Source organism: Prauserella oleivorans, from assembly GCF_042685745.1.
GTDB lineage: Bacteria > Actinomycetota > Actinomycetes > Mycobacteriales > Pseudonocardiaceae > Prauserella_A > Prauserella_A oleivorans.
The window spans coordinates 5,517,751-5,539,196 of record NZ_JBHUNT010000001.1; the positions used below are offsets into that span (position 1 = coordinate 5,517,751).

Sequence of the window (21,446 nt, forward strand, 5' to 3'; positions counted from 1 at the left end):
GACCCCTTACCGCACCAGTTGGTCGGTCTCACGAGCGCCGTCACCACGCACCTCGAGTCCGCGCGAGGGCCGGTAGAGCACGAACACCGGCTTGCCTGCCACGAGTTCCGGCTCCACCCGGCGCGGCTGCGGCGGGACGGCGGGCTGCGCTGCCGACGGTGCCGACGGCGCCGACTGTGCCGGCACGTAGGGCTGCTCGGCGCCCGCGGTCGAGGAGGTGATGCGGGACGGCACGACGAGCGGGTCGGCGTCGTCGGCGCGGTCCCAGCCGCGGTCGGTCACCGGGACGGTGTCCACCCGCCTGCTGGGTACGGAGATCGTGCGCTGCTCGCCGGGTCCGCGGCCGGGCGGGAACGCCGCGAAGGCCCCGGCCTGCGCACCGCCGGCGGCGGGCAGCGCGGGTCGGTCCGCGGCCGGACCGGCAACGCCCGGCCAATGCGCGGAAGGGTGCATACCACCGGCCACCGGCGCGTCGAGCCGCTGCGCGTTGGCGAACACCGTCGCCTCCGGCCGGAACCTCCTGCCCGCCGTCGCGCCGCCGTGCCCGCGGGTTCCGGCGCCGCCTTCGGCCTCGTCGGTGTCGCGGACGTTCCGCCAGAACTCGTCCTGCGGCGTCGGCTCGGTGGAATGCTTGCGGAACCGCGAGAACAGCCCGCCGCGGGGCGTCGGCACGGCCGAACCGACCATGCCGACCGACATCTCCACCATCTGCCACAGCCGCCTGGCCGGCCGTCCCACCAGGAACAGCAGGATCGTCACCAGGCCCGCCAGCACCATCTGCGTTAGCATCGACAACGACGTCCCCGTCGCGAAGATCGCCTGCAGAAGCAGCGCGTGCACGCCGGCAAGCACCGACAGCACGATGAGGTTGAACGCGACCGCGCCGACCACCCGGCCGACCCGGCGCAGGATGTCGTGGTGCAGGATCGCCACCAGGCCGATCAACGGCGCGGTGAGCGTGAACAGCCGCACCAGGATCTGCGCCAGCAGCACGGCCGCCTTGGCGAAGAGCTGGAACAACGCGTAGGCCAGGCTCTGCAGCAGCGACAGGAATCCGGCGCCCGTGCGGCTGCCGTCCTCGCCGGTGAAGTAACCGCTGGCGGGGCCGAGCTGGTTGGCGATGCTCTTGAACTCTTCTTTCTTTCCGTTGATGACGGCCTCGTCGGCGTCGTCACCGTTGCGCAGCTGTTCCCACGTGAACGCCTGCGCGTCCAGCAACCGCCTGCCGAACTGCTCGGCCTGCGGCGCATCCGGCGAGCCGAACTCGCCGCGCAGCCAGTTCTCGTAGACCACCTTGGTGTGCAGGTCGGTCGGCAGCACGTGCCGGACGACCCGGTCCTCGGCCTCGTCGACGAACCCGGCCTGGATGTTCGTGGTCGTCTGGACGATGGCCCGATCGATCTCGTCGTAGTAGCGCAGCAGCGCCAGGGACGACGCCGCCAGCCACACGCCGCCGAGCGCGAACAACGCCCGCTTGCTGACGGTCGCGAGGTCACCGCGCCAGATGTTGCGGAACAGGAAGATGGCCAGCAGCAGCGCGACGAGCCCGAACAGCTGCATGTAGACGTTGGTGTAGACGGCTTCCGCGCCGGAGGCCACGGCGTTGTAGATCGGGTTGAGCAGACCGCCCTCGAGCACCGTGTAGTGCAGCGAGTTGGTGGCGCCGACGATGTTCTTGCCGATGTTGAACAGCTGGTTGCCCGCCCACGTGTCCACGGTCGTGTTCGGGTCGGTCATCCCGAGCGCGCCGCTGTCGCAGTCGTAGACGTTCCAGACCATTCCGGCGTAGCCGTAGTCGAGGTAGGCGCTGCCGGCTTCGCCCTGGCCCGTGGTGGGGTCGAGCGCGCCGACCATGCCCGACCCCGGACGTTCCGGGTTGGGCGCCTCGCACCCGTCGGCGAACGCGGGCGGCGCGGTGGCCACGGCCTGCAGGCCGAGCAACGCGATCGTGGCGATCAACGCCGGATACCGTTTCCGCGCGACGGCGGGCTCGCCCTGACCGCGCCGCCTGTTTCGCGCGCGGTGCCACATCCGGGCGCCCAGGAGCAGGGCGAGCAGCGTCAGCAGCGTGGTCATGCCGCGTCCCTGCCGGTGCCGTTCTTCCCGGCGCCCGCACGCTGTTCCTGCTTGTCCCGGTCGGGCGCACCATCGGTCTCCTCGAGCACCTGCTGCTCGGTGAGGCCGACCTCGAGCTCGGCGGCGAGTTCGAGGTCCTCCTCCAGGTCGTCCTCGGGCGGCTCGGGCACGTGGTACTCGGCCTCCGGCTTCTCGTCGGCGGCCGGTGGGGCCGCCCGGTCCGGCACCGAACCGGGCGTGGTGTCCAGTGCCTCGCGCAGGTGTGCGAGGTGCGGCCCGGAGAAGTCCACCCGGATCCGCTCGACGCCGCCCGCGCCGTCGCCGAAGATAAACTGCCGCGGGTCGCGGTCGCGTTCCGCCTCACGGTGGGCGCCGGGACGCCTGCCCAGCGCGGACACCACCTGCTCGTACCCCACGCCCACGGGAACCTTGAGCAGCCGGAGGGCGTCGGCCTGCGCCTCGTCGTCGTCGAGCCGGCCGACGAACACCGAGTCCAGCAGTGCCACGAAACCCTGGATCTTCAGGAAGTCCGACGGAATCTGCGACGACAGCAGCACCCGGACGTTCCACTTTCGCGAGTCACGCGCGAAGCGGTTCATCAGGACCCGGCCGGTCGGCACCTCGGAGAGGAAGAACGCCTCGTCGATCCAGACACCCTTGCGGTGTGCCTTGGGCTTGTCGTACACGGACCGGGCCGTCAGCCACGCCGCGAGGTTGAGCATCTCGACGCCGAGCGCCTCGGCGTCGGTCCAGTGCTCGCGGCCGACACCTTCCTTCGGCAGCGTGAGCCCGGCCATGGTGAGCACGGTGAGCCGGTCGTCGCGCGTGTCGGAGTACGGGTCGGCGCCGGCTTCCGGAATGAGCAGCGACATGCGCTCGCGGAGTTCGTCGAGGAAGTCGGCGACCACGACGGCATGTTCGTGGTGCTCGCTCGCGTCCCGGCGCAGGGCGTCGATCACCTGGCCGGGATCGGCGTCGTAGCGGCCACCGACCGCGCGCACCGCGCGCAGCAGCACGATCCGGGTCTGCGGCATCCGCGCCACGTCGTAGGGCAGGACGCCGGTGAGCACGTCGAGCACCAGCCGTCGCCGCGTGGCGCCGGCGAGCGCCCGCTCGCGCCGCCATGCCCGTTCCGGGTCCTCCTCGTCCAGGAAGTGCTCGAGCTGCGGCTCGGCCACCACGCGGTAGGGGTTGAGGATGCCCGGCTGGGCGTTGAGCAGGTTGATCGGCCGCGCGTAGGGCCGCAGCTCCGGCAGTTCGCACAGCCGCGACAGCGGGCCCGACGGGTCGAGCACGGTCCAGTGCGCCCCCGCCCGCAGTGTCTTGTAGACGATGCCGCCACCGAGGAACGACTTGCCGCCGCCGAGACCGGCGACCATCGCCGTCAGACCGGAGCCGTCCCGGATCTCCTGCGCCATCCACGGATCCCACGCCACGGGACGCCGCGTCGCCGTGCACGTCTCGCCGAGCAGAATGCCGCGCCGGTCGCCGACCTCCGCGGTCGCCGTCGGCACCGAGGCCGCGGCCCAGATCACCGAACCCCGTCGCATGTACGCACCGGACGACAACGGCTCACCCGGGATGAACTCCCGCGCCAGCGCGTACTGCGCCTCGGGATGCTCGATAGCGATCTTCGGTTTGTAGAGGTCGAGCAGTTGCTGCGCCAGCCGCAGCGCCTCACGTTCGGTGTTGCCCGACACCGCCAGCCGCCACCACGACCGCACACGCGTGGCCAGCGCGGTGAAGCCCGTGGTCATCTCGTCGTCGATCTCGAGCACGCGGGACGCCTGGCGCGCAAGCGATTGCGGCGGTTCGAGCTCGTGCTCGTCGGTGTAGTGCTTGACCTGCGAGCGCACCTTGTTCATCTGCCGCTGCAGCTCGCCCGCGACCTCCTCGGGCCTGCGGACATAGATTCGCGCCGACCATTCGACCGGCGCGGGCAGGCGATCGGCGTGCTGCACCCACGGATCGTCGACCTCGGGGATCTGCAGGCCGTGCATCTGCCCGACGGTGAGCACGGCCACGTGCCTGCGGACGCCGGCGTTGGATCCGGTGCGCCCGCGCACGGTGACGGTGGGCGCGTACGGCTCGGCGTGGAAGTCGGCGGCGTCGGTGAAGCTGGCGAGGTCCTCCGGTTCCCATTCCGAGCCCGGCACCGCGGGCAAGTTGCGTGGAGCGGGCAGGCCGAGCGAGCACGACCGGTGCATCAGCCAGGACATCTCCTCGGCGCTGACCGGCCTGCCCTCGAGCCCGGACGAGCCGATCACCTGGTCCAGGTGCTCGACCTCGGAGTCCAGCGCGGCCAGTTCCGCGTCGACCGCCTCGGGCAGGATCTTGCGCAGCAGCGGAGCCGCCCGCTCGACGGCGCGGTCCACCACGCGGCGGGTCTGGACCTGTACGCCGAGGTAGACCTCCTTCTCCGCCATGGACCGGCCCATCAGCTGTTGCTGCTCACCGACGAGGTAGTCGTCGAACGACATCGCGCCCGGGACGTCGGCGGGGCGGTCGAAGGCGTTGTGCACGTGCGCCTCGGCCCACATCCGGATCGGGTACGGGCGCGTGGTGACGCGCAGGTGCATCCAGCGGCCCTGCAACTCGGCGTACTGGCCGGCGATCGCGGCGATCAGGTCGCGGCGCTGGGAGTCGGAGCGGAACGACCAGCGCTGCGGGGCCAGGCGGTACCAGGCGTAGACCTCGTGGCCGGTGCGCAGCAGGTGACCGTCGATGCTGCGGGCCGCGATCGACGGCGTGTACGTGGGTATCGCCTGCTCACCGGGCAGCCGCCTGCCACGGCGGCCGCCTTCGGCCTGCTTCGACTGGGCCGGCTGCTGGGTGTTCCGGCTGCGGTCGCGACCGAACAAGGACTACCTCCCGACCGGCGCCGAGGTTCGGCGGCGGCGCGCTCGTGCTGTGCTCTCTCGTGACGGATGGTGGGACCGGCGGTTCGCGTCCGGGCGGGACCCTCCTCGCTTGCGTCCGGGCCGCGGCCGCTCGGCGCGCACTTTGATCTTGCTCGCACTCGCCGCGCCACCGGCGGCCCGGGTCTTCTCGCGGGGCGTCTGCAGTTCTCGCAGCCACATGGTGAAGACCGCACCGAGCGGCCGCTCGTGGCTGATCTTCGAGGTGATGAGGCGGGTCAGCGCGATCGTGATGACGAACGCCCACGCCGTACTGAAGAACCCGAAGCCGATCCCCAGCTGTCGTTCGACTCCGAGAACCACCAGAAAGAGTGGTACGCCGACGCCCCACGCCACATAGCGGGCACGCCACGGGAACGTGGCCTTCGGCGGGCCGAGCCAGACGGCGTCGACCCGGTAGACCTCGTCATCGGTACGGATGCGCACGTCCGCGAGTCCCGGATCAGCTTGTGAACAAGCCGGCGATCCATTCGCCGACGTCGACACCCATTCCGCTCACGGCAAGCCCGATGATCGCGAGCGCGATCACCACACCCGCGAGCCTGCGCATGACTCCGGCGTTGTCGCCCTTGCCGCCGCCCAGCCAGAGCAGCAGCAGCGCGACGGACAGCAGCACCAGCGGAACGATGTTCTCCAGGAGCCAGTCCCGGACTCCGCGCGTGCCGAGTTCTCCTTGCGCCAGAGCCGCAAGCGTCATCGTGGTCATCGACTACTCCCGAGTGCCCGGAGTGTGGTACGCGGCACAGTGGTTTGCACCGCGCAAGGGATCCAGCACTTGCCGTGTTCGAACAACATCATGGCGTCACGACGTGTAGTGGTCAAAGGCCCATGTGGGTGCGACAGCCCGACCGCGGGGGTACGTGTCGTAAGCGCGCTCACCGAAATCGTCCGTCCTCCATCTTCGCCGTAACGGCCTCCAGGATTAACCCTGAACACCCGGATTTCCTAGTGTGCGCATGGCCTCACTCACACGCCTAGATCGTTCTCACTGTGGGTCCGACGTTCACCGCTCGATGGTGGCGCGACCAGTGAACCATGACCCGTTCGGCGGTATGACAGGGCTCCACTCGGTGACAGGGCTTCACACACGCGAACGCGTCGATCTCCATCCCATCGAGCGATTGCGGTTACAGCGCGCACTAGCCGAGCCGCCACTTTGGACACTCTGCGTGACACATCGCCCGTTGCGGGGGTTTTCGGTGATGTTCACCTACCGTCGGCGAACAAGCCGGGAGGGAAGGCACCGGCGGACTGGACCACCGCCGAGAGCTCCCCGCCGAGCCGCTCGATGCGGGCGACCGTCTCGGCCCCGGCCATCGCGTACGGTGCTGCCGCCGCGGCGTCGGTGTCCTCTTCGATCCGGCGGCGCGCCTCGGCACCGGCATCGGTAAGCCCGTGCTCGTCGAGGAGCCCTTGCTCCCGCAGTTCCTCGGCCGCGCTCGCCCACTGCTCGTCGGACCAGCCGCGCAGCTTCTTGGCGTTCGCTTCCGTGAAACCCTTGCCCGTCACCGTGTGCGTGACGAGTGCGGGCAGACCGGCGAAGCCGTGGTTCACCAACGCCGCGATGTGACCGTCACCGCGGTACTCCCGCAGCAGGGTCGTCGCGTGCCAGAGTTCGATCAGGGAACCCTTGGGCCACTCGAGGTCGGCGTGCGCGGCGTACAGCGGCCTGCCCTCGGGGCGGCAGGCGTCGGCCACCCCGCGCAGCAGTCCGGCAAGCTCGGCGACGGCCTCCGACTCGGCGCGCTCCTCGCCGAGCAGCCTGCGCAACGCGCGGTCGGCCACCTCGAACCTGGCGTCGACCACGTCCGCGGGCGCGGCGTGCGACCACGCCCGCGGAATGTGGCGGGCGACGAGCTCGGGGTTGAACGAGTAGAAGGTCGCGGCGATCACTCCCGGCCCGACGGCGCCGAGCGGTCCGCCCCGGCTGGCGAAGTAGGCCATGCGACCGGGTTCGAGGCCCAGCGAGGCGTAGACCTGCTGCGTCTCGCTCGCGAAGTAGACCATCGCGTGCAGCGGTTCGAGGACGGCGTGGCAGCGGCGGGCGGCTTCGCGCGCATCATCGCGGTTCATGGCGGCAGCGTACTGGCCGGATCGCCGGTGGGGGAAAGCTCACGACGAACGCGGTGCGAAGCGGGCACCGTGCCCGGCCGGCTGGACACGGTGACGGCCGGCCGGGATCACCGATCACCGCGAACCCGCCGCGCGACGATGGCGGCGTGGGGTCGACGGCCCGGGTCGACGCGGCTTTCCGTTGCCTCCACGTGGAAACCCGCCTCCCGGAGGCGCTGCGACATCTCCCCGATCGACCAGAAGTAGGCGGTCGTCACGGCGTGCGGGAACGGCTCCACCCGTGGGCCCTCGAACATGCCGAGCAGCAGGCTGCCGCCATCGCCCAGGCACCGTGCGAACTCACCGAGGATGCCGGGCACGAGCCCTGGGTCGGCGTGGATGACCGAGTACCACGAGAGGATCCCGGCCACCGAGCCGTCGGGCACGCCGAGATCGTCCAGTTCGCCGACCCGGAACGCCGCGCCGGGAAACCGCGACCGGGCGATGTCGACGAATCGCGGCACCAGGTCCACACCCTCGATGTCGCAGCCCTGGCCGCGCAGCAAGTCGGTCCACTGCCCCGGCCCGCAACCCGCGTCGATCATGCGCCCGGATATCTCGCCGGCCCACCGGGACACCAACGTCCGGTCCGGCTCGGGCATGGCCTCCCGTGAGCCGAACAGATCCGCGTACTCCGCCGCCCGCCGGCCATACGCGTCTCGCACCTCGTCCACCGACACCGGTCACCCCCAGGATCCTCGGTCACCCCCGGCGGCACGTGACCGGCGCCGGCACCGAGACGATCTCGGCGCCGACATATTCCCACCGTTCGCTGCAGACCCGCCGCCGCATCGGCAGTCATGAGAAGAGGACGAGTTGGCATGTAAGCCGGATTCTGTGCCACGGCGAGGCCGTGGCGGCGACCATCCATCTCGGCCTGCCGTCGCCGACAGGCTCCAGCGGCCTACCCGCAGGCATCGGACGGGCCGCCCTCGAACGCCTGCGCAGGAGCCGAAGCTCCCTCTTGGCCTTGCTCCGGGTGGGGTTTACCGAGCCGCCCCGGTCACCCGGGACGCTGGTGGTCTCTTACACCACCGTTTCACCCTTACCTGACGCCGGGCGCCAGGCGGTCTGTTTTCTGTGGCACTGTCCCGCGGGTCACCCCGGGTTGCCGTTAGCAACCACCCTGCCCTGTGGAGTCCGGACTTTCCTCGATACCGCGCCCTCGCGGGCACGGCGTCGCGGCCGCCCTGCCAACTCGTCCATGGATCGAGGTTACCCCTCACCCGGCCGCGATTCTCAGCGCAGGTGGGAGATGTCGTTGACCAGCCGGACGCTCGCGTTGCCGTCGGGGTAGAAGTCGACGATCGAGAGCGACGCGGGGTCGAGGTGCAGCCGGAACAGCAGGGAGGGACCCGCGTCGAGGGCGATCCGCAGCAGCGATTTGATCGGCGTGACGTGGCTGACCACCACGATCGTCCGGCCGCCGTAGCGTTCGCAGAGCTGGTCCATGGCCTGCGCCACGCGCCGGTGCACCTGGTCGAAGCTCTCGCCGCCGGGCGGAGGCACGGACGTGTCGCTCATCCACTGCCGGTGGACGTCGGGGTCGCGCCGGGCGGCCTCGCCGAACGTCAGGCCCTCCCACTCGCCGAAGTCGGTCTCCCGGAGCGTCTGCAAGGTCTCGACCCGGCTGCCGAGCGCGTCGGCCACCGCCTGAGCCGTCTGCACCGCGCGCGTGAGCGGCGAGGACACCACGGGCAGCGGCTCGGCGCCGAGCCCGTCGAGACCTGCCAGCCGCTTCGCCGCCGCCTGCGCCTGCCAGCGACCCTGCTCGGTGAGCGACACGTCACCCGCGCCGGAGTAGCGCCGGTCCACCGACATCTCGGTCTGGCCGTGCCGCAGCAGCAGCAGGCGCGTGGGGGTGCCGGTCGCACCGGTCCAGCCGGCCGGCGACACCCGGTCGTCCCGGCGGGGTGCGGGTTCGGGTTCCGGCTCCTCGGCGGGCGCCGAGGAGCCGGAACCCGCCTGGGTGTCCATCGCCTCGTTGGCGAGCCGGTCGGCATGGGCGTTCTTCGCCCGCGGCACCCACTCGTACCGCACCCGGGAGAACCTGCCGGCCAGGTTGCGCGCTTCGAGTGCGAGCGGCTGCAGCGCCGCGTTCTTGATCTTCCACCGGCCGGACATCTGCTCGACCACGAGCTTCGAGTCCATCCGCACGTCCACAGTGGACGCGCCGACCTCCGCGGCCGCCTGCAGGCCCGCGATGAGCCCGTTGTACTCGGCCACGTTGTTGGTGGCCACGCCGAGGCCCGCGCGGCGCTCGGCGAGCACGCGGCCGGTCTCGGCGTCCTTCACCACCGCGCCGTACCCCGCCGGGCCCGGGTTGCCCCGCGACCCGCCGTCGGCCTCGACGATGACATGCTCGCTCACAGGCCCGACTCCAGGGTCCGCACCAGGATGGCGCCGCAGTTCTCACACGTGACGACCTCGTCGTCGGCCGCGGCCTTGATCTCCGAGATCTGGCTGCGGTCGAGCTCGAGCTGGCAGGCCCCGCAGCGGCGCGCGCGCAGCAGCGACGCGCCGATGCCCTTCTGCTCCCGGACCCGCTCGTAGAGCTTCAGCAGCGGCTCCGGAAAGCGCGGCGCCAGGCCCGCGCGGTCGGCCTCCCGGCGTGCCTGCGTGGTGTCCAGGTCGGCCAGTGCCTCGTCCCGGCGCTTGGCGGCGTCGGCGAGATCCTGCTCGGCCTTGTCCACCTCCGCGGCGCTGCGCTGGACGTCGGCGCCCACGGCTTCCCGGCGCTCCATCAGTTCGAGCAGGTCGTCCTCCAGCGCCGCCTGCCGCCGGGCGAGGGTCTCCAGCTCGTGTTCGAGATCGGTGAGCTGCTTGGAGGAGACCGAGCCCGACTCCATGAGCTTGCGGTCCCGGTCGGCGCGCGCACGTACCGACTCGACCTCGCGCTCCTGCCTGCTCACCTCGCGGTCGAGGTCGGAGGCCGCGGTCTGGGCGGCCACCAGGGCGTCGCGCCGCTCGCGCAGGGTCTTCTCCGCCTCGGCGATCTCGGTCAGCTCGGGCAGGTTCCGGCGCCGGTGCGCCACCCGGGAGAGCTCGGCATCGACCTTGGCGAGCTCCAGCAACTCGCGTTGCAGGGACGGGTCTGCCTTCACGTCGTACTCCCGTTCGCTCGGACGTTCCACGGATCCGTGCATCGCGTGGAGACGTGGACCTCGACGGTACCCGCACGCCGGATGACCTCGGCGGCTTGCCCGCACCACGGCCATTCGCTCGCCCAGTGGGTCACGCCGACGAGCGCGGGAACCGGGCCGCGCTGTTCGAGGTGCTCGCCCGCCGGGTGGTGCCGCAGATCCGCGGTGACGTAGGCGTCGACCCCGGCTTCGGTGGCGGCGGCCAGGTAGCTGTCGCCCGCGCCGCCGGACACGGCCACGGTCCGGATCGGACGGTCGGGATCGCCGGCGCCGTACACGCCAGGGCTCGTGGCGGGCAGCGCAGCACCGACCCGCTCGACGAACGCCGAGAACGGCTCCGGCTCGGCCAGGACGCCGATGCGGCCGATGCCGGTCTCGGCCCCGTCGGCGTGCGGGGCGAGCGGCCGCCGCACGGTCAGGCCGAGCGCGCCGGCGAGCGCGTCCGACACGCCGGGGTTCGCGGCGTCGGCGTTGGTGTGCGCGCAGAACAACGCGACCCCGGAGCGGATCATGCGGTGCACCAGCGACCCCTTGCTGGTGTCGGCGGGCACACCGTGCACGCCGCGCAACAGCAGCGGATGGTGCGCGACGATCAGCTGGGCTCCGAGCTCGACGGCCTCGTCCACGGTCGCCGTGACCGGGTCGACGCACACCAGCACGCGCTCCACCGGTTCACCGGGGTCGCCGCACACCAGGCCGACGGCGTCCCACGACTCGGCCAGCTCGCGGGGGTAGGCCGCGTCCAGCGCGGCGATCACGTCGGAGACTGTGGCTGGCATGGGCCCGATCCTCCCATGCCTGCTCGTGCCCGGGCCGACCGTCCGGTGACCGTTCGGCACACTGGGGGCCATGCACGTGTGCTTCGTCTGCTCCGGCAACATCTGCCGCTCCCCGATGGCGGCCGTGGTCTTCCGGGAGCACTTGCGCAGGGCCGGTCTCGCCGACGACGTCCGCGTGACCAGCGCGGGCACCGGACCGTGGCACGTCGGCGAGCCCGCCGACCCGAGGGCGCGGTCCACCCTGGTGGCGGGCGGCTACGCCGGCGAGCACGTGGCCGCGCAGATCGGGCCCGAACACCTGGACGCCGACCTGTTCGTGGTGGCCGACAAGGGACATCTGCGAGACGTCCAGGCGCTCGTCGACGACCCGGATCGGGTGGTGCTGCTGCGTGGTTTCGACCCGTCCGCGCCGCCGGAGGCCGAGGTGCCCGACCCCTACTACGGCGACGGCGACGGGTTCGCCGACGTGCTCGCCATGATCGAGCGCGCGATGCCGCGGCTGGTCGACTGGGTGCGGGAGCGGCTGTGAACGGCGCCGGCGACGCCACCGCCCTGGCCGCCGTCCGCCGTTACACGGACGCGACGCCGTTGCACTGCTACCGCCTCGGAGGTGGCGCGGCCGTGGTGAGCCTCGACGGTGGCGGCCAGGTCGTCGCCAAGGAGGGTGCCGGGCCGAACGCCGCGCGGGCCGAAGCGACCGGGCTGATGTGGCTGGGCGAGTCCGGCGACGTGCCGGTGCCGGCGGTTCACGGCTACGGCGACGACTGGGTCGTCATGGACTACGTCCCGCCCGGACCGGCCCACCCGGAGGCGGCCAAGGCGTTCGGCCGCGGGCTCGCGGCCCTGCACCTGCGGGGCGCACCGGGTTTCGGGTCACCACCGCCGGACGGACCGGCCGACGCGTGGATCGGTCTGGCCCCCATGCGCAACGAACCGCACGTGGACTGGCCGTCCTTCTACGCGAGCACCCGGATCGAGCCCTACGTCCGCACCTGTGTCGACCGCGGGGTTTACGACACCGACGAGGCCGCCGTGTTCGACGCCGTGTGCGCGCGGCTGCCCGAGCTGCAAGGCCCGCCGGAACCACCCGCCCGGCTGCACGGTGACGCGTGGAGCGGCAACGTGCACTGGTCCGACGACGGCCGGGCCTGGCTGATCGATCCGGCGGCCCACGGCGGTCACCGCGAGACCGACCTGGCCATGCTGCGCCTGTTCGGCACGCCGCTGCTCGAGCACATCCTCGGCGGCTACGCCGAGGGCGCCGCGGACGCGGGCAGCCCGCTGGCGGACGGCTGGCAGGATCGGGTGCCGCTGCACCAGTTGTTCCCGCTGCTGGTGCACACCGTGCTGTTCGGTGGCGGCTACGCCCGGCAGGCGCTGAGGGCGGCGCGCGCGGCGCTCGGCTAGCCACGTCGGCAGCCCGTCGCGCCGGTCACCCGCGCTGGGAGTGACGGTGCCGAGCGCATACCGTGGACGTGTGCGGTGGAAGCTCCTGCTCAAGCCTGGCTGGCTGGCGTTGACGTTGGTGGTGTTCGTCTTCGCCACCGTCTGCTACACGCTGCTCGCCCCCTGGCAGTTCCACCGGCACGAGGAACGCGCGGCCCAGAACGCCGCCGTCTCGGCGTCCACCACCGCCCCGTCGAGGCCGCTGTCGCAGGTGCTGCCCGCCGGACAGGCACCGACGGAGCGGACGCAGTGGCAGCGGGTGCTCGTCACGGGCACGTATCTCCCGGACGCCGAGGTCATCGCCCGGTTGCGCACCGTCCAGGGTGAGCCGGCCTTCGAGATCCTCACCCCGCTGCGCACCACGGACGGCCAGATCGTCCTCGTCGACCGGGGTTTCGTGCGCCCGGACAACGACACGGGCGTCCCGCGCTACGCCGCGCCGCCGCGCGGTCAGGTCACCGTGGAAGCGCGGCTGCGGCTGGACGAGCGCGACCCCGAGGCCCGGGACGCCTTCGCCGACGCCACGACCAAGGGCAGGCTGCACGCGTACACGGTCGACTCGCAGGTGGTCGGCCGTGCGACCGGGCTCGACATCCGGCCCGGCTACGTGCAGCTGGAGCCCGGCCAGCCCGGCGTGCTCACCGCGCTCCCGCTGCCCCAGCTCGAGGCAGGCCCGTTCCTCTCCTACGCCCTGCAGTGGATCGCCTTCGGCACGATGACGTTGCTCGGCTGGCTGTACTTCACCGTCCGCGAGCTCAAGCCGGGCGGCGCGCTCGCCGGCGACCAGGGCGGCAAACGCCCGGCCCCGGAGCGGCGCAAATCGGTGGCGCAGATCCTCGCCGAGGACGAGGAACGCGAGCAGGCCGGAACCCCGTAGCAGGCTGGGAGACCTACCCCGGCCGGAGGTCGCGACCCCACTTTCGGCGTGAGCTGTTCGTCGGAAATTTACCGATTTCGCGTGTATGCGGTGATCGTCCGCGGGAGGTTGCCCGCGTGCCGAACCCCCACGGCACTGGACAACCTGCGGAGGTTCCATGCGAACACGGATGTACTCCCTGCTCGCCGTTCTGGCCTTGGTGGTCGGCGGCCTGACGGCGGCGACGATGGTCACCCCGGCCACCGCCCACGCCGACGACTGCTACACGTGGGACCGCACCCTGCAACGAGGTGCGAGCGGCTCCGACGTGGCCGAACTGCAGATCCGGGTCGCCGGCTGGGTGGCCTCGGGCGAGCACCTGGTCATCGACGGCGAATACGGCCCGGCCACGGAGGCCGCCGTGAAGCGGTTCCAGGAGGGCTACGGGCTCGGCGCCGACGGCGTCGCGGGCTCGCAGACCTTCAACAAGATCTACGAGCTGCAGGACAGCGACTGCACCCCCGCGCACTTCGACTACTCGGAGTTCGACGACAACTGCGGCGCCAACAACTTCGAGGGCGGCAAGGTCTCGGCCGCGACGGCGAAGGAGAACACCCGGCGCGTGATGTGGCAGCTCGAGGCGATGCGGCACAAGCTGGGTGACCGGCCGATCGTGGTGACCTCCGGATTCCGCAGCGTGTCGTGCAACGCCTCCGTCGGCGGCTCGTCGAGCAGCCGCCACATGTACGGCGAGACCGCCGACATGGGCGCGGCGAGCAACTCGATCCCGCAGTGCGAGCTGTACCACGCGGCGTGGAAGGCCGGGTTCACCGAGATCCTCGGGCCGGGCTACCCCGGGCACAACGACCACGTGCACGTGGCCAACGACCCGAGCCCCTTCCGGAGCGCGCCGAACTGCTAGGCCACGCCGAGTCCCTCCCTGGACGAGACGTCGCGTCCGCCCGGGGAGGGTCGCCTGGGTGCAGCGTGGAGCCGGACCTGCTGGGCAGCGACCGCCGGGGACAGCGCACGACGCTCTCCGGCTTGGCCACGCGGGTGGAGATTTCCGGGAAGCTGTGTTGCGCGTACTGCGCGAGCGGCAGACACGGCGACGTGGGCGGCGCACACGGCTACCCCAACGGCAGACACGGCTACCCAAACGGCGCACACGGCGGCGTGGGCAATACCGCCCGCCTTGCCGGGCCGGGCGGGCTACCGGCCGTTGCGGCGTCGGCGCAGCCCCAGCACCAGGGCGAGCGCGGCCGACGCCGCGCCCGTCAACCAGCCGACCACCCGCGACAGCTCCACCGCGCGGGTGACGTGGCCGGCGTCGGGGTTGCGGCCGATGCCGAGCACCGGCAGCTCCTCCACACCGTGCGGGTAGGCCGTCCGCCCGCCGAGGCGAATCTCGAGCGCCCCGGCGAACGCGGCCTCCACCCGGCCCTCGTTGGGGCTGGGATGCACCACGGTGTCGCGCCGCCAGGCCTGCCAGGCACAGCTCGCCGAGCCGCCGACCACCGGGGCCCCGGCCGTCGTCAGTGCCGCGGCCGCGCGGGTCGGCACGAGGTTGACCAGTTCACCGAGGCGCACGGCCACCCACCCGAACCGCCGGTACCGCGGCGCGCGGGTCGGGGCCAGCCCGCTCAGCACGGTCACGGCGCGGGCCCCCAGCAGCCCGGGCACGCCCGCCACGGCGCCCCAGAACAGCGGCGCCACGACGGCGTTCGCCGTCTGGTGCGCGACGACCTCCACAGCGGCCCGCGAAAGCCCGGTGACGTCCAGCTCGTCGGCGCACCGCGAGTCCACGGTAGACAGACGCGTGCGTGCGGCGCCGAGGTCACCGGATTCCAGCTCCCGGACGAGTTCCGTGCCGGCGGTGGCGATCCGCGCGCCGCCGAGCACCGCCCACGTCCCCAGCGCCGTGGTGGCGAGCCGGAGCACGGGATGCCGCCTGCCCACACGCTCGATGAGCACGCCGACGAGCACCGCACCGCCGGCCACGGCACCGGTACAGGCGGCACCGGCGGCGTGGTTGTCGGCGTAGAGCCTGCCTTCGAGGGCGCGTGCGGCCTTCGTGAAGGCTGTGACGCAACGTCCGTTCCGCGGGTCGCCGACGGCACCGTCGGCGGCCACGCCCAACAGCAGTCCGATCGCCCGCGCCGCGCTCAACTCGACAAAGCCCCCTGATCCGCCCCGATGGATGCGGCGAGACTATCGAGTGACGCTCAGGCCTCCGCCTGTGCCCACGCCTTGAGCATCACGTAGGCGATGGAGGTGCTGCCCGGCAGCATCAACGTGTCGCTGGTCCCGGCGAAGGCCGCCCGCAGCTCCGCCCGGGAGCACCACCGCGCTTCCTCGATCTCGCCGTCGGCCGGCCGGAGCTGGGCACCCGCGTCCGCACGGGCGGTGAAGCCGAGCATGATCGAGCGCGGGAACGGCCACGGCTGGCTGCCGAGGTAGCGGATGTCGCGCACCTCGACGCCGACCTCCTCGCGGATCTCCCGCTCGACACAGCCCTCCAGCGACTCCCCGGCCTCGACGAACCCGGCGAGCACCGAGTACCGCTTCGGCGGCCACACCGGCTGGCGGGCGAGCAGGACGTGCTCTCCGTTGACGCCGACGTCGTCGTGCACCAGGCAGATCACCGCGGGGTCCGTCCGCGGGTACTCCTCGCGTCCGCACTGCTCGCACTGTGTCGCCCAGCCGAACTGCCGCCGGTGCGTCCGGCCGCCGCAGCGGGCGCAGAAGTGTGCCCGCCAATGCCAGTTGCGCAGCGCCTCGGCCGTGGTCAGCAGGCCCGCGGACGTGTCGTCGAGCAGCGCGCCGTGGCCGCGCAGTTCGATCCACGCTTCGCCCTCGGCGGCGGGCGCCTCCTGCGACACTCCCCAGCCGCCGTCCACGCTCACCGAGGCGGCGTCCTCGGGCGGGCTGCCCGGCAGCATCCAGTAGTCGGCACCGTTCCACTCGCCGAGGAAGCAGGCCTCCTCGGGCGGCTGTTCACCGAAGCCGATCGCCTTGCGCGGGGCCAGCGGGATGCCGCCGGGGGGAACGTCGTGCACCGCGTCGAGCGGCACCGGCGAGCGGCCGAATCGGTCGACCACCAGCACGCGGGCGTCCGGCCAGCGTGCGCGCAGCCGCTCCGGGTCGGAACGCAGCATCTCCTGACGGTCCACAGTGGACCTCGACAGGGCGGGCAGGCCGCCGAGCCGGAAGGGTTCTGTCGTCATGAGGCGGAATCGTCCACTCGCACACCACCGAGCGCCGACAGCTGCGGTGCGAGCGTCTCGGCATCTCCCACGACGACCCCGGTGAAGCGGGCGGGCGCGAAGAACTCCAGCGCTGCCGCCGCCACCTCCTCGGTGGTCACCCGGGCCACCCGCTGCGGGTGCTCGAGCAGCCAGTCGAGACCCAGCCCCACGACGGACAGGCCCAGGAGCTGGTTGGCCAGCCCGCCCTGCGACGACGACCCGATGAGCAGCGAGCCGATGGCGTACTGCCGCACCGACTCGATCTCGGCGTCGGTGGGCGGCACGAGACCGAGCCTGCCCAGCTCGTAACGGGTCTCCAGCAGCGCGGCCGCGGTGACCTCGCTCGCGGTGTCGGCCTCGACCTGCACGGTCGCCTTCTCCCCGGTGAACTCGAACCCGGAGTGGGCGCCGTAGGTGTAGCCCTTGTCCTCTCGGATGTTCTCCACCAGCCGTGAGGAGAAGTAGCCGCCGAGGGTCAGGTTCGCCAGCTGGAGGGCCGCATAGCGCGGATCGGTCCGCGGGACGGCCTGCGCCGAGAGCCGGATCTGCGACTGCACCGCGCCGGACCGGGGCACCAGCAGCACGTCACCGCCGGCAAGGTCGGGCAGCGGTGGCAGCTCGCGGGCGGTGGCGTCCGACCGCCAGCCACCGAGCGCCTTCTCGATGTCGCCGACCGCGGCGTCCGGATCGATGTCCCCGACGAGGACGAGCACCGAGCCCCTCGGCAGCACGGCGGCCGGGTGCAGCGCGCGCACGGCCTCCGGGGTGACGGCCTCCACGTCCGCGGGCTGCGGGACCTCCCGGGTGCAGGGGTGGTCGCCGTAGCGGTGCCGCTGCAGCGCCTCGCGCGCGATCACGCGCGGCTGCGTGCGGGCGACGGCCAGCCGCTCGACGAGGCGGGCGCGCTCCCGCTGCACCTCGTTGTCCGCGTAGGACGCCTCGGTGAGCACGTCGGCGAGCACGTCCAGCAGCGTCGGGAGTCCACTGGCGAGGGCGCTGCCGGAGATCGACAGGTGCTCCGGGTCGACCCCGGTGCCGAGGTCGCCGCCGATGAGCGCGAGCTCGGTGTCGATCGCCACCCGGTCGCGGCGCCGAGTGCCGGTCACGATGGTCTCGGCGAGCACCTCGGCCGTGGCGGCGTGCAGCGGGTCGTCGCCCGCGAACGGGATCGCCAGCCGCAGCTCCACCAGCGGGACGTTGGCCTTGCGGACCGCGACCACGCGCAGTCCGTTGCCCAGCACCGTGTCGACGTGGGCCAACTCGGCGGCGGGCCGCTGCTCGCCCAGCGGCGGCAGCTCGCGCGGACCGGCGGCGGTGCGGCCGATCTCCTCCGCGCTGCGATGTGACTGGCGAGTCGCTGACGTCACTGGGCACCTCCCTGTTCGGGGTGGACGACGAGGACGGCACGCGCATCCGGCCGCAGGTTCTTGGCGGCCTCGGCCACCTGTTCGGCGCTCACGGCGGCGATCCGGTCGGCGACCCCGTAGGCCAGCGCCGGGTCACCGTAGAGCAGCTCGAACGCGCCGAGCGTGAGCGTGCGCGACACCAGCCGGTCGTGGTCGGAGTGCAGGTTGGCGCTCCACCGGGCGGTGACCTTGGCGAGCTCCTCCTCCCCCGGCGGGGTGCTGGCGAGAGCGTCGAGCTCCTCGTCCAGTGCGCCGAGCACGCGGTCCGCGGAGACGTCGGGCGCGTGGATGGCGGTGACCGAGAACGTGTCCGGGTCCCGGGCCTCGAAGGGGCCGAACAGACCCGCGCCGGCGTTGATGTCGGTGACCAGCGGCTCCCGGTGCACGAGCCGCTGTTGCAGCCGCGAGCCGTCACCGTCGGCCAGGACACCGCCCAGTACCAGGTGCGCGAGGTAGCCGTCGAGCTCGTTGATCGGGTCGGGCATCCGGTAGCCGACGGCGAGCGCGGGCAGCGGCGCGTGCGGGTCGACGTGGGTGTCGCGCAGCTCGCCGGTGGGCCGCGGCTCGGAGAACGAGGGCCGCTGCGGACGCGGGCGCGCGGGCACGTCCCCGAAGTGCTTCTCGACGAGTTCGCGGGCGTGCTCCGGCTCGAAGTCACCCGCCACCGTGAGCACCGCGTTGGCAGGCGCGTAGAAGGTGTCGAAGAAGGCCGCGCAGTCGTCGAGCGTGGCCTGTTCGAGGTCGGTGAAGTCGCCGTAGCCGTTGTGCGCGTTGGGGAAGGTCGAGTACAGCACCGGTGGCAGGAGGATCCACGGGAACCCGCCGTAGGGCCGGTTCAGCACGTTGAGCCGGATCTCTTCCTTGACCACGTCGATCTGGTTGGCGAGGTTCTCGCGCGTCAGTTTCGGCGCCCGCATCCGGTCGGCCTCGAGGAACAGGGCGCGCTCGAGCGCGGCCGAGGGCAGCACCTCGAAGTAGTCGGTGTAGTCGGGGTGGGTCGAGCCGTTGAACGTTCCCCCACTGCCCTGGATGTGCCGGAAGTGCGCCAGCTTCTCCAGACTCTCACTGCCCTGGAACATCAGGTGCTCGAACAGGTGCGCGAACCCCGTCCGCCCCTCCGGCTCGGAGCGGAAGCCCACGTCGTAGTGCACGCTCACGCCGACGACCGGCGCGCTCCGATCCGGTGCGAGCACGACCCGCAGGCCGTTGTCCAGGGTGAATCTGTGTAGCTCGGGTACGGCCATGTCCACACCCTACGGGAGTGCCGGTGGTCTCAGCGTGCGGTTCCGTGGGTCAGGCGCCGATAGCGTGATCTTGGTGAGGGGGCGGCTCCCGCGAGACCCGCCACCGGACGCAACGTGGCCGCTGCACATGTTTCCGGGTGGCTGTGCCGTCTGGTGTTGCCCTCCGGCGGCCCCGCGCACCGCGTGCACGTCCACGAGTTCTTCCGCGGCCCGAGCCCCGGGGGGCGATGGCGTGCACTCGCCGGGTGCTCCCCGGACGTGCGGCAGCTGTTCGCCAACCTCCTCGACCTCGCCGACCTCGCCGACGTGCTCGCCGACCGCGACATCCCGCTCGTCCTCATGGGTGCCGCCCCGCTGCGGGATGCGCTCGCGGGCGAGAACCTTGCCTACGACATGGAGCGCACCGCGAGCAGGCCGGGTCTGCTGCGCGAGGGGTGACGCCGGGAGGGAAGGTGCCTCATGCGACCACTGTCCGAACAGACCATCCTCATCACCGGAGCCACGAGCGGGCTCGGCCGCCACGTCGCGGCCGAGCTGGCGCGGCAGGGGGCGCACGTGCTCGCGCACGGCCGCGACCTCGACCGGCTGGCCGCGCTGCGCGAGGAGCTCGACGTCGACACCGTGCGGGCCGACCTCGCCGACCTGCGCCAGGTCGAGCGGCTGGCCGAGGAGATCACGCAGCGCCACGAGCGGCTCGACGTGCTGGTGAACAACGCCGGCGTGGGCTTCGGGGCGGACGAGTCCCGGCGTGAGGAGAGTGCCGACGGCATCGAGCTGCGCTTCGCCGTGAACTACCTCGCCGGCTACCACCTCACCCGCAAGCTACTGCCGTTGCTGGCCGCACCCGCGCGCATCGTCAACGTCGCCTCGGCGGGCCAGCACGAGATCGACTTCGCCGACCCGCTGCTGCGCCGCCGCTACAGCGGCACCCGCGCCTACGGGCAGAGCAAGCTGGCGCAGGTCATGTTCACCATCGACCTCGCCGAGGAGCTGCACGGCGCGGGTGTGACGGTGAACGCGCTGCATCCGGCGACCTACATGGACACGACGATGGTCCGGCAGGCCGGGATCACGCCGCTGAACAGTGTCGGCGACGGCGCCGAGGCCACCCTGCGGCTCATCACCGACCCCGATCTGGGCGCCGTCACCGGCCACTTCTTCAACGGCCTGCGCCCGGCCCACCCGCACCGGCAGGCCGAGGATCCGGTGGCCCGGCAGCGGCTGCGGGAGCTCAGCGACCGGCTGATCGCCGAGGCCCTCAGTTCGGCGGGGTGAACGGGGTGTCGCCGGGCGATTCGGGGTGCCTGCGGTCAGGTTCCGGTGCGGGTTCCGGCCGGCCGGGCTGGGCGCTTCCCGCGTTGGGTGCGGGCCACCTCTCACTGCCTCCCGCGCCTCGCCGGTCCGGCTCCGGTGCGGTCCACCCGGCTGCCGGAGCACCGAGTTCCCGGCGGGGCGCCGCGAGCGAGACGCGCGCGTACTCGCGGGCCTGGCGCTCGGCCAGCACGGCGGAGAGGTAGGCCCACGGCGGGGTACCGGGCGGCACGGGCGTGCCGATGCGGTGCGCGACCTGCGCCGCCAGCTCACCGCCCACTCTCTCCCGTGCGCCCGCGTTGAGCTCATGGTAGCGCCCGAGGTACTGGCGGGAGCGCAGCGCGAGCACGTCCGGCAACCCGGCCAGATCGAGCGCGCCCGCCCACGACGCCAGCGCGGGCGGCATCGCGATGCCCTCCGGGTCCGCGCTCGGCACCCGCTCCCGGATCACCACGGTGCCCGCCAGCACGTCACCGACCCGCTTGCTCCGGCGCGAGACCAGTGAGGCCATGAACCCGACGACGCTCCACGCGCCGAACGGTCCGAAGTCGACGAACGCCCCCGCGAGCGCGCGGACGAGCGCGTGCCGGAACCGGATCGGCCCGCCGTCGTCGCGCACCACCCGCAGTCCGCAGGCGATCTTGCCGAGCGTGCGGCCGCGCGTGAGCGTCTCGCACACGGCGGGGTAGCCGACGAGCACGCCCAGCTGCACCACCGTGATGACGGTGACCAGCAGTGCCGTGTCGTCCGGCACGCCGGCCACCGCGAAGATCACGGCGAGCAGCAGTAGCGACACCACCTGCACGAGCACGTCGATCCCGTACGCGACGGCCCGGCTCGCCGAGCGCGCGAGCTGCAGCTCCAGCACGACGGCGTCGCCGGTGACGAGATCGGAATCGGGTGGCAC

20 protein-coding genes and 1 other RNA gene are annotated in these 21,446 nt (G+C 72.2%); 6 read left to right on the forward strand and 15 right to left on the reverse strand.

Annotated elements, in window-relative coordinates:
* Window positions 1–6: 6 nt before the first annotated feature.
* The 10 genes from ACFSZT_RS27065 to ACFSZT_RS27110 form a co-directional block, all read right to left on the reverse strand.
* Complete coding sequence (locus ACFSZT_RS27065) at window positions 7–2,076, reverse strand: magnesium transporter (protein WP_377393462.1); 2,070 nt, start codon at window positions 2,074–2,076, stop codon at window positions 7–9.
* Window positions 2,073–4,937 carry an ATP-binding protein gene (locus ACFSZT_RS27070; RefSeq protein WP_377393459.1) on the reverse strand — a complete coding sequence of 955 codons (2,865 nt, stop codon included), beginning with the start codon at window positions 4,935–4,937 and terminating at the stop codon, window positions 2,073–2,075. Before ACFSZT_RS27070 ends, ACFSZT_RS27065 begins: the two co-directional genes overlap by 4 nt.
* Window positions 4,938–4,940: 3 nt before the next feature.
* Complete coding sequence (locus ACFSZT_RS27075) at window positions 4,941–5,420, reverse strand: hypothetical protein (RefSeq protein ID WP_377393456.1); 480 nt, start codon at window positions 5,418–5,420, stop codon at window positions 4,941–4,943.
* Window positions 5,421–5,436: 16 nt separating this feature from the next.
* On the reverse strand, window positions 5,437–5,700 hold the full coding sequence (locus ACFSZT_RS27080; RefSeq protein ID WP_377393453.1) for a hypothetical protein: 264 nt from the start codon (window positions 5,698–5,700) through the stop codon (window positions 5,437–5,439).
* Window positions 5,701–6,200: 500 nt separating this feature from the next.
* Entirely contained in the window at window positions 6,201–7,067 is an 867-nt protein-coding gene (locus ACFSZT_RS27085; RefSeq protein ID WP_377393450.1) for an SCO6745 family protein, read from the reverse strand.
* A gap of 107 nt (window positions 7,068–7,174) precedes the next feature.
* Window positions 7,175–7,780, reverse strand: coding sequence for a class I SAM-dependent DNA methyltransferase (locus ACFSZT_RS27090; RefSeq protein ID WP_377393447.1), 606 nt, complete (start codon window positions 7,778–7,780; stop codon window positions 7,175–7,177).
* A 134-nt stretch (window positions 7,781–7,914) separates the two neighbouring features.
* Window positions 7,915–8,307, reverse strand: an RNA gene (gene rnpB / locus ACFSZT_RS27095) — RNase P RNA component class A.
* A gap of 38 nt (window positions 8,308–8,345) precedes the next feature.
* Entirely contained in the window at window positions 8,346–9,476 is a 1,131-nt protein-coding gene (locus ACFSZT_RS27100; RefSeq protein ID WP_377393444.1) for a bifunctional RNase H/acid phosphatase, read from the reverse strand.
* Window positions 9,473–10,210, reverse strand: coding sequence for a zinc ribbon domain-containing protein (locus ACFSZT_RS27105; protein WP_377393441.1), 738 nt, complete (start codon window positions 10,208–10,210; stop codon window positions 9,473–9,475). Before ACFSZT_RS27105 ends, ACFSZT_RS27100 begins: the two co-directional genes overlap by 4 nt.
* Window positions 10,207–11,028, reverse strand: coding sequence for a Nif3-like dinuclear metal center hexameric protein (locus ACFSZT_RS27110; protein ID WP_377393437.1), 822 nt, complete (start codon window positions 11,026–11,028; stop codon window positions 10,207–10,209). The genes ACFSZT_RS27105 and ACFSZT_RS27110 overlap by 4 nt, the downstream gene beginning before the upstream one ends.
* Before the next feature lie 70 nt (window positions 11,029–11,098).
* On the opposite strand from ACFSZT_RS27110, the gene ACFSZT_RS27115 reads away from it, so the two are divergent.
* From ACFSZT_RS27115 to ACFSZT_RS27130, 4 genes are all read left to right on the forward strand, one after another.
* Window positions 11,099–11,557: a low molecular weight protein-tyrosine-phosphatase gene (locus tag ACFSZT_RS27115; protein WP_377393434.1), complete on the forward strand. Its 459-nt coding sequence runs from the start codon at window positions 11,099–11,101 to the stop codon at window positions 11,555–11,557.
* The gene (locus tag ACFSZT_RS27120; RefSeq protein WP_449301422.1) at window positions 11,554–12,435 is read left to right on the forward strand and encodes a fructosamine kinase family protein; all 882 of its coding nucleotides are present in this window, start codon (window positions 11,554–11,556) and stop codon (window positions 12,433–12,435) included. The genes ACFSZT_RS27115 and ACFSZT_RS27120 overlap by 4 nt, the downstream gene beginning before the upstream one ends.
* A gap of 70 nt (window positions 12,436–12,505) precedes the next feature.
* On the forward strand, window positions 12,506–13,351 hold the full coding sequence (locus tag ACFSZT_RS27125) for an SURF1 family cytochrome oxidase biogenesis protein (protein ID WP_377393430.1): 846 nt from the start codon (window positions 12,506–12,508) through the stop codon (window positions 13,349–13,351).
* 157 nt (window positions 13,352–13,508) lie between these two features.
* Window positions 13,509–14,252: a D-Ala-D-Ala carboxypeptidase family metallohydrolase gene (locus ACFSZT_RS27130; RefSeq protein ID WP_377393427.1), complete on the forward strand. Its 744-nt coding sequence runs from the start codon at window positions 13,509–13,511 to the stop codon at window positions 14,250–14,252.
* Window positions 14,253–14,542: 290 nt separating this feature from the next.
* Here ACFSZT_RS27130 and ACFSZT_RS27135 read toward each other — a convergent pair whose 3' ends face one another.
* From ACFSZT_RS27135 to ACFSZT_RS27150, 4 genes are read right to left on the reverse strand one after another with little or no spacing between them, the layout of a single operon-like run.
* Entirely contained in the window at window positions 14,543–15,499 is a 957-nt protein-coding gene (locus ACFSZT_RS27135) for a cobalamin biosynthesis protein CobD/CbiB (protein ID WP_377393424.1), read from the reverse strand.
* A 56-nt stretch (window positions 15,500–15,555) separates the two neighbouring features.
* The gene (nudC, locus tag ACFSZT_RS27140) at window positions 15,556–16,557 is read right to left on the reverse strand and encodes an NAD(+) diphosphatase (RefSeq protein ID WP_377393421.1); all 1,002 of its coding nucleotides are present in this window, start codon (window positions 16,555–16,557) and stop codon (window positions 15,556–15,558) included.
* The gene (locus tag ACFSZT_RS27145; protein WP_377393418.1) at window positions 16,554–17,945 is read right to left on the reverse strand and encodes a M16 family metallopeptidase; all 1,392 of its coding nucleotides are present in this window, start codon (window positions 17,943–17,945) and stop codon (window positions 16,554–16,556) included. The genes nudC and ACFSZT_RS27145 overlap by 4 nt, the downstream gene beginning before the upstream one ends.
* Window positions 17,942–19,228: a M16 family metallopeptidase gene (locus ACFSZT_RS27150; protein ID WP_377393415.1), complete on the reverse strand. Its 1,287-nt coding sequence runs from the start codon at window positions 19,226–19,228 to the stop codon at window positions 17,942–17,944. Before ACFSZT_RS27150 ends, ACFSZT_RS27145 begins: the two co-directional genes overlap by 4 nt.
* Before the next feature lie 114 nt (window positions 19,229–19,342).
* Between ACFSZT_RS27150 and ACFSZT_RS27155 the strand changes: the two genes are divergently transcribed.
* Window positions 19,343–19,666, forward strand: a complete 324-nt coding sequence (locus tag ACFSZT_RS27155) for a hypothetical protein (protein WP_377393412.1) — start codon at window positions 19,343–19,345, stop codon at window positions 19,664–19,666.
* A gap of 21 nt (window positions 19,667–19,687) precedes the next feature.
* Window positions 19,688–20,503, forward strand: coding sequence for an SDR family NAD(P)-dependent oxidoreductase (locus tag ACFSZT_RS27160; protein WP_377393409.1), 816 nt, complete (start codon window positions 19,688–19,690; stop codon window positions 20,501–20,503).
* On the opposite strand, the gene ACFSZT_RS27165 is transcribed toward ACFSZT_RS27160, so the two are convergent.
* Complete coding sequence (locus ACFSZT_RS27165; protein WP_377393406.1) at window positions 20,487–21,446, reverse strand: RDD family protein; 960 nt, start codon at window positions 21,444–21,446, stop codon at window positions 20,487–20,489. The genes ACFSZT_RS27160 and ACFSZT_RS27165 overlap by 17 nt on opposite strands.

Excerpts from the sequence above, each read along its gene's own strand:
- ACFSZT_RS27065 (WP_377393462.1), bottom strand. The coding sequence starts at position 2,076 with ATGACCACGCTGCTGACGCTGCTCGCCCTGCTCCTGGGCGCCCGGATG.
- ACFSZT_RS27080 (WP_377393453.1), bottom strand. The coding sequence starts at position 5,700 with ATGACCACGATGACGCTTGCGGCTCTGGCGCAAGGAGAACTCGGCACG.
- ACFSZT_RS27085 (WP_377393450.1), bottom strand. The coding sequence starts at position 7,067 with ATGAACCGCGATGATGCGCGCGAAGCCGCCCGCCGCTGCCACGCCGTC.
- ACFSZT_RS27110 (WP_377393437.1), bottom strand. The coding sequence starts at position 11,028 with ATGCCAGCCACAGTCTCCGACGTGATCGCCGCGCTGGACGCGGCCTAC.
- ACFSZT_RS27115 (WP_377393434.1), top strand. The coding sequence starts at position 11,099 with ATGCACGTGTGCTTCGTCTGCTCCGGCAACATCTGCCGCTCCCCGATG.
- ACFSZT_RS27130 (WP_377393427.1), top strand. The coding sequence starts at position 13,509 with ATGCGAACACGGATGTACTCCCTGCTCGCCGTTCTGGCCTTGGTGGTC.
- nudC (WP_377393421.1), bottom strand. The coding sequence starts at position 16,557 with ATGACGACAGAACCCTTCCGGCTCGGCGGCCTGCCCGCCCTGTCGAGG.
- ACFSZT_RS27150 (WP_377393415.1), bottom strand. The coding sequence starts at position 19,228 with ATGGCCGTACCCGAGCTACACAGATTCACCCTGGACAACGGCCTGCGG.
- ACFSZT_RS27160 (WP_377393409.1), top strand. The coding sequence starts at position 19,688 with ATGCGACCACTGTCCGAACAGACCATCCTCATCACCGGAGCCACGAGC.